Source organism: Kibdelosporangium aridum, from assembly GCF_900176515.1.
Lineage (GTDB): Bacteria > Actinomycetota > Actinomycetes > Mycobacteriales > Pseudonocardiaceae > Kibdelosporangium > Kibdelosporangium aridum.
Map to the genome: position 1 here is coordinate 249587 of NZ_FWXV01000001.1, position 15436 is coordinate 265022.

Sequence of the window (15436 nt, forward strand, 5' to 3'; positions counted from 1 at the left end):
GGTGGCTCAGATTGGCCAGTGAAGAGAAACTTCGCGAGTATCTCAAGTTGACCACCGCCGACCTGCATCGGACGCGGACGCGGCTGCGGGAGAAAGAGGCGGCCGACACCGAGCCGATCGCGATCGTCGGCATCGGCTGCCGGTTCCCCGGTGGTGTGCGTACTCCCGAGGACCTGTGGAACCTGGTGCTGGACGGCACTGACGCGATCGGCGGCTTCCCCGACGACCGTGGCTGGGAGCTGGGTGACACCGCGTTCACCCGGCTCGGCGGGTTCATCGACGACGCCTCCGGGTTCGACCCCGAGTTCTTCGGGATCTCGCCGCGCGAGGCGGTGGCGATGGACCCCCAGCACCGGCTGCTGCTGGAGACCTCGTGGGAAGCCTTCGAGCGGGCGGGTATCGCGCCCGCCAGCGTCTCCGGCGCGCGAGTCGGCGTGTTCATGGGCAGCAGCGGCCAGGACTACGCCGCCGTGCTGCGTTCCTCGGCGGAGGATGCGGAAGGCCACATGCTCACCGGCAACGCCGCCGCGGTGACGTCCGGCAGGCTGGCGTACACCTTCGGCCTGGAAGGGCCGGCGGTGACCATCGACACCGCGTGCTCGTCCTCGCTGGTCGCCTTGCACTTGGCCGTGCAGTCGCTGCGCCGCAGGGAATGCACGATGGCGTTGGCGGGCGGCGTGATGATCATGTCGACGCCCGGTGCCTTCATGGAGTTCAGCGCCCAAGGCGGGCTTTCCGCCGACGGCCGGTGCAAGGCGTTCGCCGACAGCGCGGACGGCACCGGCTGGGGTGAGGGCGTTGGTGTGCTGCTGGTGGAGCGGTTGTCGGACGCTCAGCGCAAGGGGCATCCGGTTCTTGCCGTGGTTCGTGGTTCCGCGGTGAATCAGGATGGTGCGTCGAATGGGTTGACGGCACCGAACGGTCCTTCCCAGCAGCGGGTGATTCGAGCGGCTTTGGCCGGTGCGGGCCTGACCGTGTCCGATGTGGATGCCGTAGAGGCGCACGGGACAGGAACCTCGCTGGGTGACCCGATCGAGGCGCAGGCGCTGCTGGCGACCTATGGCCGGGACCGGGAACAGCCACTGTTGCTGGGGTCGATCAAGTCGAACATCGGGCACACCCAGGCTGCGGCTGGTGTGGCCGGTGTGATCAAGATGGTGATGGCGATGCGCAATGGCGTGTTGCCGAAGACGTTGCACGTGGACACACCTTCGTCGCATGTGGACTGGTCGTCCGGTGCGGTCGAACTGCTGACCGAAGCCCAGGACTGGCCGGAGAACGGCCACCCGCGCCGTGCGGGTGTTTCCGCGTTCGGCATGAGCGGGACGAACGCGCACGTGGTTCTGGAGCAGGCTCCCGAGACGGAGCCCGCTGCGGTGACCCCGCGCGCCGACGTGCCGTGGGTGGTGTCGGCTAAGTCCGGTGACGCGCTGAGTGAACTCGCCAACCAGGTCGTCGAGTTCGGGCGTGACACCGGTGATGTTGCTGTTGGTTTGGCTGGGCGATCGGCGTTCGGGCACCGTGCGGTGGTGTTGGGCCCGGATCATGTGGAGTTGATGGCCGCGGTCGCGGCTGGTGAGATCCCGGCGGGCGTGGTGCGTGGTGTGGGCTCGCCGGTGGATCGTGTGGTGTTCGTGTTCCCCGGGCAGGGTTCGCAGTGGGTGGGGATGGCTGCCCGGTTGCTCGACGAGAGCCCGGTGTTCGCCGAGCGGATGCGTGAGTGCGGTGCGGCGCTGGAGGAGTTCGTCGACTGGGCGTTGCTGGAGGTTCTGGGCGATGAGGCGGCGTTGGTGCGGGTTGATGTTGTGCAGCCGGTGTTGTGGGCGGTGATGGTGTCGCTGGCTGGGGTGTGGGAGTCCTTTGGAGTGACGCCGGGTGCGGTTGTGGGGCATTCGCAGGGTGAGATTGCGGCTGCGGTGGTTGCTGGTGGGTTGAGTCTGGGTGATGGTGCGCGGGTTGTGGCGTTGCGGAGTCAGGCGATCGCGGCCGGGCTGGCGGGCGCTGGTGGGATGTTGTCGGTTGCGGCTCCGTTGGCTGAAGTGACCGGGCGGCTCAATGACCGGGTGTCGGTTGCGGCCGTGAATGGCCCGAATGCTGTTGTGCTGTCGGGTGATCCCGAGGCGTTGGCCGAGGTGATGGCTGCGTGTGAGGCGGATGGGATCCGGGCTCGCATGGTGGCGGTGGACTATGCGTCGCATTCCGTGCATGTGGAGCGGATCGAGTCGGAGCTGGCGAAGCTGCTGGCTCCGGTTCGGCCGCAGTCCGGCCGGGTGCCGTTTTACTCCACTGTGGACTCGGGGTGGTTGGACACGACCGCGCTGACGGGTGAGTATTGGTATCGGAACCTGCGTCAGACTGTGCAGTTCGCCGCTGCGGTCGAGCACCTGGCTGGCGAGGGCCGTCAGTTGTTCGTCGAGGTCAGCGCGCACCCGGTGTTGACCATGGCGATTCAGGACAGCGTCGATGACGCCGCTGTCGTGGGAACGCTGAGGCGTGACGAGGGCGACCTTCGCCGCATGCTGACCTCCGCGGCCGAGGCGTTCTGCGCGGGCGCGGACGTGAACTGGCAGCAGATCACGGCGGGAGCCGGTGTCGCCCCGTTGGATCTGCCGACGTACCCCTTCCAGCGCCAGCGCTTCTGGCCGCGCGGATCCGCCGGTGCCGGGGACCTCGCCAGTGCGGGGCTCGTGGTGGCGGACCACCCGTTGCTGGCCGCGGCATTGGATTTGGCCGTTGGCGAGCAGTTCGTGCTCACCACGCGGCTGTCGGTCTCAGCGCAGCCGTGGCTCGCTGATCACGCGGTCATGGGACAGATCGTGGTTCCGGGAACCGCGTTGGTGGAGTTGGCTTTGCAGGCCGGTGACCGGGTGGGGTGTCCCCAAGTCGCTGAGTTGACGATCGAAGCACCGGTGGTCGTGCCGCAGCAGGGCGGCGTGCAGGTGCAGATCGTCGTGGACGCCGCCGACGAGACCGGCGCTCGTGAACTGAGCGTCCACGCCAGGGAAAACCAAGACCTGCCATGGACCCGGCACGCGACCGCAGTGGTGACCGACGGTCCGGTGTCGGTGAGCGAAGGCCTGCGGGAGTGGCCGCCCGCCGGGGCACGTTCCCTGGACCTCGAAGGCTTGTACGACGGCTTCGCGGGCGCCGGGTTGGTGTACGGGCCTGTGTTCCAAGGCCTGCGGTCGGTGTGGACGCGCGGCGAGGAGGTTTTCGCCGAGGTCGAACTGCCGCGTTCCGAGCACGGACAGGCCGACCGATTCGGCCTGCACCCGGCCCTGTTGGACGCCGGGTTGCACGCGCTCGGCATGGTCTCCTTCGGCGAAGGCGGCGCCTACCTGCCGTTCTCTTGGAACGGCGTCTCCCTGCTGGCCACTGGCGCGAAAGTGTTGCGAGTCCGGCTCACTCCGCAGGGGCGCGAGAGCGTGTCGGTGTTGGCGGCGGATGCCAATGGCGTTCCTGTCGCGGCAGTGGACTCACTCGCGCTGCGGCCAGTCGCGGCTGTGCAACTGAACGGCACGTCGACACGAAACCTGTTCCGGATGCAGTGGATCACGCTGCCGTTGCCGGACACTGCGGCCCAGGACACGGTCGTGCTGCCGTGGACCGCGGTCGATGACGATCCACACCGGACCGTTCACCAGGCGTTGAGCAAGGTTCAGGACTGGCTCGCGGACGAAGCGAACGCTGGTTCACGACTTGTGTTCCTGACCCGAGGCGCGGTCGCGGCAGGCAACGAAGACGTCCCGGACATCGCGTCAGCGGCCGTGTGGGGCTTGGTGCGTTCCGCGCAGTCGGAGAACCCCGGCCGGTTCGTGCTGGTCGACACCGATGGCACGCAGGCGTCACAAGACGTTCTGGCCAACGCGTTGGCCACTGACGAAACGCAGCTCGCCATCCGTGCCGGGACCGTCTACGCGCCCCGCCTGGCCAGGGCCAATCCGGTAGGGGAGCGGCCGACGCTCTCGGACGGGACCGTCCTGATCACGGGCGGTACAGGCAACCTTGGCCGGATGGTCGCGCGTCACCTCGTGACCGAGTACGGCGTCCGCAACCTGCTTCTGGTCAGCCGCCGGGGACCAGATGCCGACGGAGCAGCCGAGCTGGTCGACGACCTGACCGCGTTGGGCACCAATGTGATCGTGCGGGCCTGCGATGTCAGCGATGCGGATGCGCTGGCCGAGCTGATCAACGGTGTGGAGCTGACCGGTGTCGTGCACACCGCTGGAGCCTTGGACGACAGCCTGATCGGCGATCTCACGCCGGAGCGGGTCAGCGCGGTCCTGCGAGCCAAGGTCGACTCGGCGATCCACCTCGACGCGCTCACCCGTGACCGGAACCTGTCGTTGTTCGTGCTCTACTCCGCAGCCGCAGGCATCTTCGGCGGTGCGGGGCAGGCGAACTACGCGGCGGCAAACGTTGTGCTCGACGCCTTGGCCCACCGACGCCGTGCCGCCGGACTGCCGGGCATCTCGCTGGCCTGGGGGCTGTGGGCGCAACTCGGCGGGATGACCAGCCACCTCGATGAAGCCGACCTCACGCGGCTCGACCGTGACGGTGTGGCAGGCCTGGACACCGCCGAAGGCCTCGCGCTGTTGGATGCCGCGCTTGCCGCGGACGAACCGCTGCTGGTCCCGATCCGGTTGAACACAGAGGAACTGCGGCGGGCCAAGACGGATGTGCCGCCGTTGCTGCGCGGCCTGGCTGGCATTCGGACGACCCGTCGCGCTGCGGGCGATGCCAGCCTGGGCGACTCTTCGCTCCGGCAGCGACTGGCTGGGATGTCCGCCGCTGACGCCGAAGCCCACATGCTCGAGCTCGTCCGATCCGAAGCGGCCACAGTGCTCGGTTATCCGACGGCCGACGCCGTCGAGCCGGACCGTGCCTTCAAGGAGCTCGGCTTCGACTCGCTGACCGGTCTCGACCTGCGCAACAGGCTCAACGCGGGCACCGGGGTCCGCCTGCCGGCCACGCTGGTGTTCGACCACCCCACGCCCGCCGCCCTCGCCCGTTTCCTGCACGGCGAGCTGGCCGGGGACGGTCGTGCGGTGGTTGCGGTGGCCACTCGCAAGGCGCCGGTCAACGAGCCGATCGCGATCGTCGGCATCGGCTGCCGGTTCCCCGGCGGGGTGAAGTCCCCCGAGGACTTCTGGCGGCTGCTGGAAGCCGGAACCGACGCGGTTGGCGGCTTCCCCAACGACCGTGGCTGGGAGATGGACCCTGCGGCGTCCTACGTTCCCGAGGGCGGATTCCTCTACGACGCAGGCGAATTCGACCCGGGCCTGTTCGAGATCTCACCGCGTGAAGCGTTGGCGATGGACCCGCAGCAGCGGCTGTTGCTGGAGACCTCGTGGGAGGCGTTCGAGCGCGCCGGGATCACTCCGGCACAGGTCCGTGGCAGCCAGGCTGGTGTGTTCGTGGGCGCGGCCGCGCAGGGTTACGCGGTCGGCGCGTCGGCACCCGAAGGCGTCCAGGGGCATGTGCTGACCGGTACGACGCCGAGTGTCGCGTCCGGCCGGATCGCCTACACGTTCGGCCTGGAGGGCCCGGCGGTCACGGTGGACACGGCGTGCTCGTCCTCCTTGGTGGCGCTGCACCTGGCTGCCCAGGCGTTGCGCAACGGCGAATGTGACCTGGCACTTGCCGGTGGTGTGACGATCATGTCCACCTCCAGTGCTTTCGAGGAGTTCAGCGCGCAGGGCGGTCTGGCCGCTGACGGCCGCTGCAAGCCTTTCGCGGACGCTGCTGACGGCACCGGTTGGGGTGAAGGTGTCGGCATGCTCCTGGTGGAGCGGTTGTCTGATGCTCAGCGCAACGGCCGGAACATTCTTGCCATGGTGCGCGGTAGCGCGATCAACCAGGACGGTGCTTCCAACGGCCTCACGGCCCCGAACGGTCCTTCACAGCAGCGGGTGATTCTTTCAGCCTTGGCCAGCGCTGGGTTGACCCCGTCCGATGTGGACGCGGTTGAGGCACACGGGACCGGCACTTCCCTTGGCGACCCGATCGAGGCGCAGGCGTTGCTGGCGACCTACGGCCAGGACCGGGATCGGCCGTTGTGGTTGGGTTCGGTGAAGTCGAACATTGGGCATACGCAGGCGGCGGCGGGTGTCGCTGGTCTGATCAAGATGGTCATGGCGTTGCGGCACGGTGTGTTGCCGAAGACGCTGCACGTGGATGCTCCTTCGTCGCATGTGGACTGGTCGTCCGGTGCGGTGGAGTTGCTGACCGAGGCGCAGCCGTGGATCGAGAACGGTCACCCGAGGCGGGCCGGTATCTCGTCGTTCGGGATTTCCGGGACGAACGCGCATACGATCATCGAGCAGGCGCCTGCGCAGGAGTTCGCGGCTTCTTCGAAGGTTCCTTCGGTTGTGCCGTGGGTGCTGTCGGGCAAAACTGCTGCGGCTTTGCGTGCTCAGGCGGCGGCTCTCCGTTCGGTCGGTGCCTCGGAGGACTTGGCTGATGTCGCGTTCTCCTTGGTCACGGCGCGGGCGGCGTTGGAGCATCGCGCTGTTGTGCTTAGCGACAGCCGGGAAGGCCTCCTCGAAGCACTGGATGCGGTGGCAGAGGGCCGTTCGTCCGCCGATGTGGTCACGGGGTCTGTGGTTCGTGGCAAGACGGCGTTCCTGTTCACGGGCCAGGGTGCGCAGCGGATCGGCATGGGCCGTGAGCTGTATGCCGAGTTCCCCGTGTTCGCTGAGGCTTTCGACGCCGTGTGCGCCGAGATCGACGCGCATCTGAGTCTTTCGTTGAACGCGGTGATTTCGGACGAGCCCGAGCTGTTGAACCAGACGATGTTCACCCAAGCAGCGCTGTTCGCTGTCGAGGTGGCATTGTTCCGGTTGCTGGAGTCGTGGGGTGTTCGCCCTGACTACTTGATGGGCCACTCGATTGGGGAGATTTCGGCGGCCCACGTTGCTGGCGTGTTGTCGCTTGAGGACGCGTGCAAGCTGGTTGCTGCACGTGGCCGGTTGATGCAGGCTCTGCCTTCCGGCGGGGCGATGGTCGCGGTCGAGGCGACTGAGGATGAGATTGAGTCGACGGACGAGTTCGGGATCGCGGCGATCAACGGTCCGAACTCGGCAGTGATTTCGGGTGTCGAGTCCGCTGTTCTTGCGGCGGCTGAGAAGTTCGCTGCTCAGGGGCGTAAAACGAAGCGTTTGCAGGTGAGTCATGCGTTCCATTCGCCGTTGATGGAGCCGATGCTTGCCGAGTTCGCTGAGGTGCTGCGCGGGCTGGAGTTCAACCAGCCTCGGATCCCGGTCGTGTCGAACGTGACCGGTGAACTGGCGACTGGGTTGGCCTCGCCGGAGTACTGGGTTTCCCATGTGCGCCAGGCCGTCAGGTTCGCGGATGGCGTGAATACCCTTGCTTCGCTTGGTGTGACGGCCTTTGTTGAGCTTGGGCCGGATGGTGTGTTGGTTGGGATGGCTCAGGGTTGTGTGTCCGAGGGTTTGTTCGTGCCGGTGTTGCGGGGCGACCGTCCTGAGGTTCGTGCCGCGATTGGTGCGTTGGCCGCGTTGCACACGCGTGGTGTGTCGGTGGACTGGACTGCGCTGGTGCAGGGTGCTCGGGTCGACTTGCCGACGTATGCGTTCCAGCGTGAGCGGTACTGGCTGGAAGTTGATGGCTCCGCCGGGCGGCAATCGTCGGCTGTTCAGAATTGGCGGTATTCGGTTTCGTGGGTACCGGTTGCTGTTCCGCAGGCCGCCGCTGAAGGTCGTTGGCTTGTCGTGACGCACGAGCCCGATGAGTCGCTTGCGGCGCTGGGTGAAGTGCTGGTGGTCGAGCGGGTTGACCGGGGTGAGCTTGCAGGCGTTCTGGGTGACTTCACTGGTGTGGTGTCGTGTTTGGACGCTGTGAACACGTTGGTTGTGGTTCAGGCTGCGGTGGATGCTGGTGCCAAGGTGTGGGCGGTGACTCGTGGTGCGGTGTCTGTTGGCCGGGTGTCGTCGCCTGAGCAGGCTCAGGTGTGGGGTCTTGGTCGGGTGGCTGCGTTGGAGCACCCGGAGATCTGGGGTGGGTTGATCGATCTGCCCGAGCAGTTCGACGCGGATGTCGTCCGCGGCGTGTTGGCTGACGGCACCGAGGACCAGGTCGCGGTCCGGGCGTATGGCGTGTTCGCGCGCAGGCTGGTGCCTGCGGGGGACTCGGCGGCCGCAGAACGACGGTCGTTCTCGGGCACCGCTTTGATCACTGGTGGCACGGGTGCGCTGGGATCTCAGGTCGCTCGTTGGCTGGCTGAGCGCGGCATTGGCCATCTGGTGCTGGTCAGCCGCCGAGGCCACGCCCCGGACCTGGAAGCCGAGCTGCGTGAGCTGGGCGTCGAGGTGACGGTCGCAGCCTGTGATGTGGCTGATCGGACTGCGGTTGCTGAGCTCATCGCGGGGTTGCCGGAGCTCTCCGTGGTTGTTCACGCGGCCGGTCTTGCCCAGTCGACACCGTTGCTCGACTGCTCTGCCGAGGAATTCGCGGAGGTTGTCGCGGGCAAGGTGGCCGGTGCGGTGAACCTGCACGAGCTGACCCGGGATCTCGACGCGTTCATTGTGTTCTCGTCGATCGCGGCGACGTGGGGCAGCGGTGGTCAGAGTGCTTATGCCGCAGGCAACGCGTTCTTGGATGCGTTGATTGAGCAGCGTCGGGCTGACGGTCTGCCAGGCACGTCGATTGCTTGGGGTCCATGGGCGGGCAGCGGAATGGCCACGGGTGAAGCTGGCCAGGAGCTGGCAAAGCGTGGCCTGGCGGCGATGTCGCCCAAGCGTGCCCTGGTCGCCTTGGACCAGGCGCAGAACGACGTCACAGTGACGGTCGCCGACGTGGACTGGCCGCAGTTCTCCTCGGTGTTCACGGTGCGCAGGCCCAGCCCGTTGCTGGCCGGGATCCCCGCTGTGGCCGACCAGCAGCCGCAGGTCGCTGGTTCCTCGGAATTGCGCACGCAGCTGGCAGGCCTCGACTCCGCAGGTCAGCAACGGTTCCTCGTGGACCTGGTCCGTACTGAGGCCGCGGTGGTGCTTGGCTACGCGGGACCGGAAGCCGTTGATCAAGGTCGTGCGTTCCGTGAGCTGGGTTTTGATTCCCTGACCGCGGTTGAGCTTCGTAACCGGTTGGTTCCGTTGACTGGCTTGGAGTTGCCCGCGACTCTGGTGTTCGACTACCCGACCCCGCTGGTGCTCGCCGACCACCTCAAGGCTGAACTCCTGGACGGGCAAGCGGGCACCGAAGTCGCGGTGACCAACGCGTTCGCGAGCGACGAGCCGATCGCGATCGTGGGGATGGCCTGTCGTTTCCCTGGCGGTGTCGAGACTCCGGAGCAGCTGTGGAACCTGCTCGCTGAGGGCGGCGACGCGGTCAGCGAATTCCCGGCGGATCGCGGCTGGGATCTGGACACGCTGTTCAACCCGGACCCGGAGCACCTCGGGACCACGTACACCAAGGACGGCGCCTTCCTCGATCAGGCCGGGCACTTCGACCCCGCGTTCTTCGGGATCTCGCCGCGTGAGGCGTTGGCGATGGATCCGCAGCAACGCCTGTTGCTCGAGACGTCGTGGGAGGCGTTCGAACGCGCGGGCATCGACCCGGTTTCGGTGAAGGGCAGCCGGACTGGCGTGTTCGTCGGCTCGAACGGCCAGGACTACCTCGTGGTGTTGGCGGGCGCGGATGAGAGCCACGACGGCCACCTCGGCACTGGGAACTCGGCGAGTGTCATGTCCGGCCGCGTGTCGTACACCTTCGGCCTGGAAGGCCCAGCGGTCACGGTCGACACCGCCTGCTCGTCCTCTTTGGTCGCAATTCACCTTGCCGTGCAGGCCCTGCGCAACGGCGAGTGCGAGATGGCTCTCGCGGGTGGCGTGACGGTGATGTCCACGCCGGGCGCCTTCGTGGAGTTCAGTGCTCAGCGTGGCCTCGCGATGGATGGCCGTTGCAAAGCGTTTGCTGAGGCTGCGGATGGCACCGGCTGGGGTGAGGGTGTCGGCGTGCTGCTCGTGGAGCGGTTGTCCGATGCGCAGCGCAAGGGACATCCGGTGTTGGCGGTTGTCCGTGGTAGTGCGGTGAATCAGGATGGTGCGTCGAATGGTTTGACAGCACCGAATGGTCCTTCGCAGCAGCGGGTGATCCGCGCCGCGCTGGCGAACGCCGGTCTCCAGCCATCCGATGTGGACGCTGTGGAGGCGCACGGAACGGGTACCGCTCTCGGTGACCCGATCGAGGCCCAGGCCCTCATGGCGACCTACGGCCGCGACCGGGACCGGCCGTTGTGGCTCGGCTCCATCAAGTCGAACATCGGGCACACCCAGGCGGCCGCCGGCGTCGCCGGTGTGATCAAGATGGTCATGGCGATGCGGCACGGCCTGCTGCCGAAGACGCTGCACGTGGACGCTCCGTCGTCCCACGTGGACTGGTCGTCGGGTGCGGTCGAACTGCTCACCGAACCGCAGAAATGGCAGGAGAACGGTCATCCACGCAGGGCGGCCGTGTCGTCCTTCGGGTTCAGCGGCACCAACGCGCACACCATCCTGGAACAGGCCCCGGCCCAGACACAGGCTGAACGCCCTGAGGCCGCGCGGACACCGTCGCTGCTGCCCTTGGTGCTGTCCGGTCGCTCCGCCGTGGCCGTACGAGCGCAAGCCGACCGGCTCGCCACCCTCATGGAAACCGGCACGGACTCCATGCTCGACGTGGCGCACTCGTTGGTGACCACTCGTGCCTCGTGGGAACACAGTGCCGTGGTGGTGGGAGAAGACCGTTCGGACGCTGTGCGGGCATTGCGGACGTTCGCCGAGGGCGGAAGTGCTGCCTCGGTCGTGGAAGGCAGCACGGCCAGCGGGAAACTCGCGTTCCTGTTCACCGGCCAGGGCGCACAGCGACTGGGCATGGGACGTGAGCTGTACAGCGAGTTCCCGGTGTTCGCCGAGGCTTTCGACGCTGCTTGCGCGTTGCTGCACCCGCAGTTGCGTGACGTCATCGACGTCGACCCGGAGCTGTTGAACCAGACCGAGTACGCGCAGGCGGCCTTGTTCGCCGTCGAGGTGGCGTTGTTCCGGCTGACCGAATCATTCGGGATCCGGCCGGATGTCCTGATCGGACACTCTGTCGGTGAAATCGCCGCCGCGCACGTGGCCGGCGTGTTCTCCCTCGCGGACGCGTGCAAGCTGGTCACCGCACGCGGCCGGTTGATGCAGGCCTTGCCGTCTGGTGGCGCGATGGTCGCCATCGAGGCCACCGAGGAGGAGTTCGAGCCGACGGACGAATGGGGGATCGCCGCGATCAACGGCCCGAGGTCCGTGGTGATCTCCGGTGTCGAGGAGGCGGTTCTCGCGGTGGCTGAGAAGTTCGCCGCTGATGGTCGCAAGACGAAGCGCCTGCAGGTGAGCCACGCGTTCCACTCGCCGCTGATGGAGCCGATGCTGGCCGAGTTCGCCGAAGTGCTCAGTGGCCTGCAGTTCGCTGAGCCGAGGATCGCTGTCGTCTCGAACGTGACCGGCGAGATCGCCACCGATCTGACTTCGCCGGACTACTGGGTTTCGCATGTCCGCCAAGCCGTTCGCTTCCTTGACGGGGTGAACACGGTCGCGGCGCAGGGCGTGACCCGGTTCCTGGAGCTGGGCCCGGACGGGGTACTGACCGCGATGGCCCACGGTTGCCTGCCTGAGGCGGAAGCGGTGTTCGTGCCGATGCTCCGCAGTGGACGGCCGGAGGTGCGAAGCGCTGTCACCGCACTCGCACAGCTGGCCGTGACCGGGTGCGAAGTGGACTGGAGGGTGCTGTTCGACGGCACGGGCGCGCAGCGTGCCGACCTGCCGACCTACGCGTTCCAGCGCGGTCGCTACTGGCTGGAGACCTCGTCGTTCAGCAACCAGACCGCCGAGCCCGCACTGCTTGGCCTGACAGCGGAGACGCACCCGTTGCTTGGGGCGGCGGTCGAGTTGGCCGCAGGCGACGGAATTGTGCTGACCGGCCGACTGTCCACACGGACACACGCGTGGGTCACCGAACACCAGATCCTTGGCCGGGCTTTGGTTCCGGGCACCGCGTTGGTCGAACTCGCCGTTGCTGCCGGCGACCGGGTCGGTTGTGACCACGTCGAAGAGCTCGCGTTGCACGCGCCGCTGGTGCTGCCGGAATCCGACGGTGTCCATCTCCAAGTGGCTGTCGGCGCACCGGACGACGAGGGAAATCGCGAAGTTTCGGTGTACTCGCGGCTGGACGGCGTGACTGCCGATGGTGTGTGGACCTGCCACGCCACTGGTGTGTTGTCCGCACGGAGCACACAACCCGGCGCCGATCTGGTGGAGTGGCCGCCGCCCGGCGCCCGTCAGGTCGATCTCACCGGTTTGTACGAGGGGCTGGCTGAGGCCGGATTCGCCTATGGGCCGAGCTTCCAGGGCCTGCGGGACGTGTGGGTCCGAGGTGACGAGGTCTTCGCCGATGTCGCTCTGCCTGCCGAAGCCGCGGCCGAGGCGGGTCGTTTCGGGCTGCACCCGGCGTTGTTCGACGCTGGCCTGCACGCCTGGATCATGCGTGACGGCGGGCAGGACACCGGGGGCGGTCGCATTCCGTTCGCCTGGTCCGGTGTTTCGCTTTTCGCGGTCGGTGCTGCCGCCGTACGGGTGAAGCTCGCTCCGGCCGCTGCGGAGGACTCACTGTCCATTGTGGTGGCCGACGCCGAAGGCCACTTGGTCGCGTCGGTCGATTCACTGGTCATGAGGAGGGTGTCCGAGGAGTCCCTGCCGACTGCCGACGCTGGTAGCACGATGTTCCAGCTGAACTGGGAGCCGTTCTCGCTGCCGGAGGGGGATGTCCCGGAGTACACGGTGGTGGAGTGTCCTTCTGGTGGCCCCGTGGACGTGGTGTCGTCGGTGCTGGCGTCCGTCCAGGAGGCGTTGACTTCTGACGCACGCCTGGTTGTGGTGACTCGTGGTGCGGTTGCTGTCGAGCCGGGTGAGGTTGTCCGGGATGTGGCCGCAGCAGGTGTTTGGGGTCTGATCCGTTCTGTTCAGTCCGAGCACCCGGACCGGGTCGTGATCGTCGATGTGGATGACGATCCGCGTTCGGCCGAGGTGCTGGGTGCGGTCGTTGGCTGCGGTGAGCCGCAGGCTGTGGTGCGCGGTGGCGAGGTGTTCGTGGCCCGGCTGGGGCGTGCTTCGGGACAGTTGGTTGCTCCGGCTGGTGTGTGGCGTTTGGACAGTGTCGGTAAGGGCACGTTGTCGAACCTGTCTTTGATCGAGTGGCCGGATGCCGAGGAGCCGTTGGGGCCGTTGGATGTCCGGGTTGCGGTTCGTGCGGCGGGTGTGAACTTCCGTGACGTGCTTAATGCCTTGGGGATGTATCCGGGTGACGCCGGGTTGATGGGTATCGAGGGTGCCGGTGTGGTGCTGGAGGTCGGTTCGGAGGTCACGCATGTGGCTCCGGGCGATCGCGTGATGGGCTTGCTTTCGGGCGCGTTCGGTCCGGTCGCGGTATCGGATGCGCGGATGGTGACCCGAATCCCGGAGGGTTGGTCGTTCGCGGATGCGGCGACCGTTCCGATCGTGTTCCTGACGGCGTTCTACGCCTTGCGGGACCTGGCTGACGTGCAGTCCGGCGAGTCGGTCCTGGTGCATGCCGCCGCTGGTGGTGTGGGTATGGCTGCGGTCCAACTCGCCCAACATTGGGGCATGCGGGTGTTCGGTACCGCGAGTCCGGGCAAGTGGGAGGCCGTCGGGCTGGCCGAGGAGTACCTGGCTTCGTCCCGGGATACCGGCTTCGAGCAGAAGTTCCTTGCGGCGACTGATGGTCAGGGTGTCGATGTTGTGTTGGACGCGTTGGCTGGTGAGTTGGTTGATGCTTCGTTGCGGTTGTTGCCGCGTGGTGGTCGTTTTGTCGAGATGGGCAAGACCGATGTCCGTGACCCAGAACAGGTTGCTGGCGAGTACTCGGGTGTGCGGTATCGGTCGTTTGACCTGATCGAGGCTGGTCCGGTCCGGATTGCGGAAATGTGGACCGAGCTCGTCGAATTGTTCGAGGCTGGCGCGATCAGGCCGTTGCCGGTGCGGGTGTGGGATGTGCGGCAGGCGGTGGATGCCTTCCGGTTCATGTCGCAGGCCAAGCACGTGGGCAAGGTCGTGCTGAGTGTGCCCCAGGCGTTGGACCTCGACGGCACCGTGTTGATCACTGGTGGGACGGGCAGCCTGGGTGGTTTGGTGGCCCGGCATCTCGTTACCGAGCACGGGGTTCGTCGTCTGGTGCTGCTGAGCCGTCGCGGTTCTGCCGCTGAGGGTGCGGCCGAGTTGACCGCCGAGCTGACCAGCGCGGGCGCTGACGTGTCGGTGGTGGCGTGTGACGCGGCCGATCGTGATGCGTTGGCTGAGGTCATCGACGGCATCGACTCGTTGACCGGGGTTGTGCACACGGCGGGTGTGCTGGATGACGGTGTGGTCGAGTCGATGACGGCCGAGCGTGTCCAGAAGGTGATGGGTCCGAAAGCCGTGGCGGCGTGGAACCTGCATGAGTTGACTCGTGATCTCGATCTGGCTGAGTTCGTGGTGTTCTCGTCGGCTTCGGGGATTTTCGGTAACCCGGGGCAGGCCAACTACTCCGCAGCCAACGCGTTCCTGGACGGTCTGGCCTCGCACCGCCGGGCTGCGGGCCTGGCCGGATTGTCGTTGGCGTGGGGTTTGTGGGACCAGCAGGACGGCGGAATGGGGGCCGGGCTGGCGGACGCTGACCGTGAACGGATCTCCCGCTCGGGAAGTGCCGCGCTGACGCCGGAACAGGGCTTGGCCTTGCTGGACAGTGCACGGTCCCGGGCCGATGCGGTGTTGGTGCCGGTGGTGCTGGAGCTGGGTTCCGGTCAGGCTCGGGCTGAGGACGTGCCACCGCTGTTGCGGTCCCTGGTCCGGGTGTCGCGGCGGGCTGCCGCGGCGGGTGGTGCCGACTCTGCGGTGTCGCTGGCTCAGCGTCTGGCTGGATTGCCGGGTGATCAGCAGATCGAGCTGTTGACCGGCGTGATCCGGGAGCAGGCGGCGTTGGTGTTGGGATACCAGGACGTCGACCTGGTTGAGCCGGATCGGTCGTTCCGTGAGCTGGGCTTCGACTCACTGACCGCGGTCGAGTTGCGCAACCGCCTCAACGCCCCGACCGGCTTGAAGCTCCCGGCGACCCTGGTCTTCGACTACCCGACGCCACAAGCCCTGGCCGACTACCTCCGTACCGAACTGGTCGACGAGCAAGCCGATCCCGGGCTTGACGCCGAACTCGACCGGCTGGCCGCGATGATGTCGACCTTCGCCGCGGACCAGCGCGAACGGGAACGGATCGGCGGCAGGCTCGCCGCGATCCTCTCCGAATGGAACGCCCAGCTGCATGGGGCCGACGAGGTCGACGACATCGAGTCGGCCACCGCCGACGAACTGTTCGAGCTGCTCGACAAGGGCTTCGGCACCTCCTGACCTGCTTT

The 15436-nt window shown here is 67.0% G+C and carries 1 protein-coding gene; it reads left to right on the forward strand.

Annotated features, from left to right (window positions below; translation table 11 throughout):
- The first annotated feature begins 11 nt into the window (after window positions 1–11).
- The gene (locus tag B9C43_RS00875) at window positions 12–15428 is read left to right on the forward strand and encodes a type I polyketide synthase (RefSeq protein WP_235038381.1); all 15417 of its coding nucleotides are present in this window, start codon (window positions 12–14) and stop codon (window positions 15426–15428) included.
- Window positions 15429–15436: the final 8 nt, after the last annotated feature.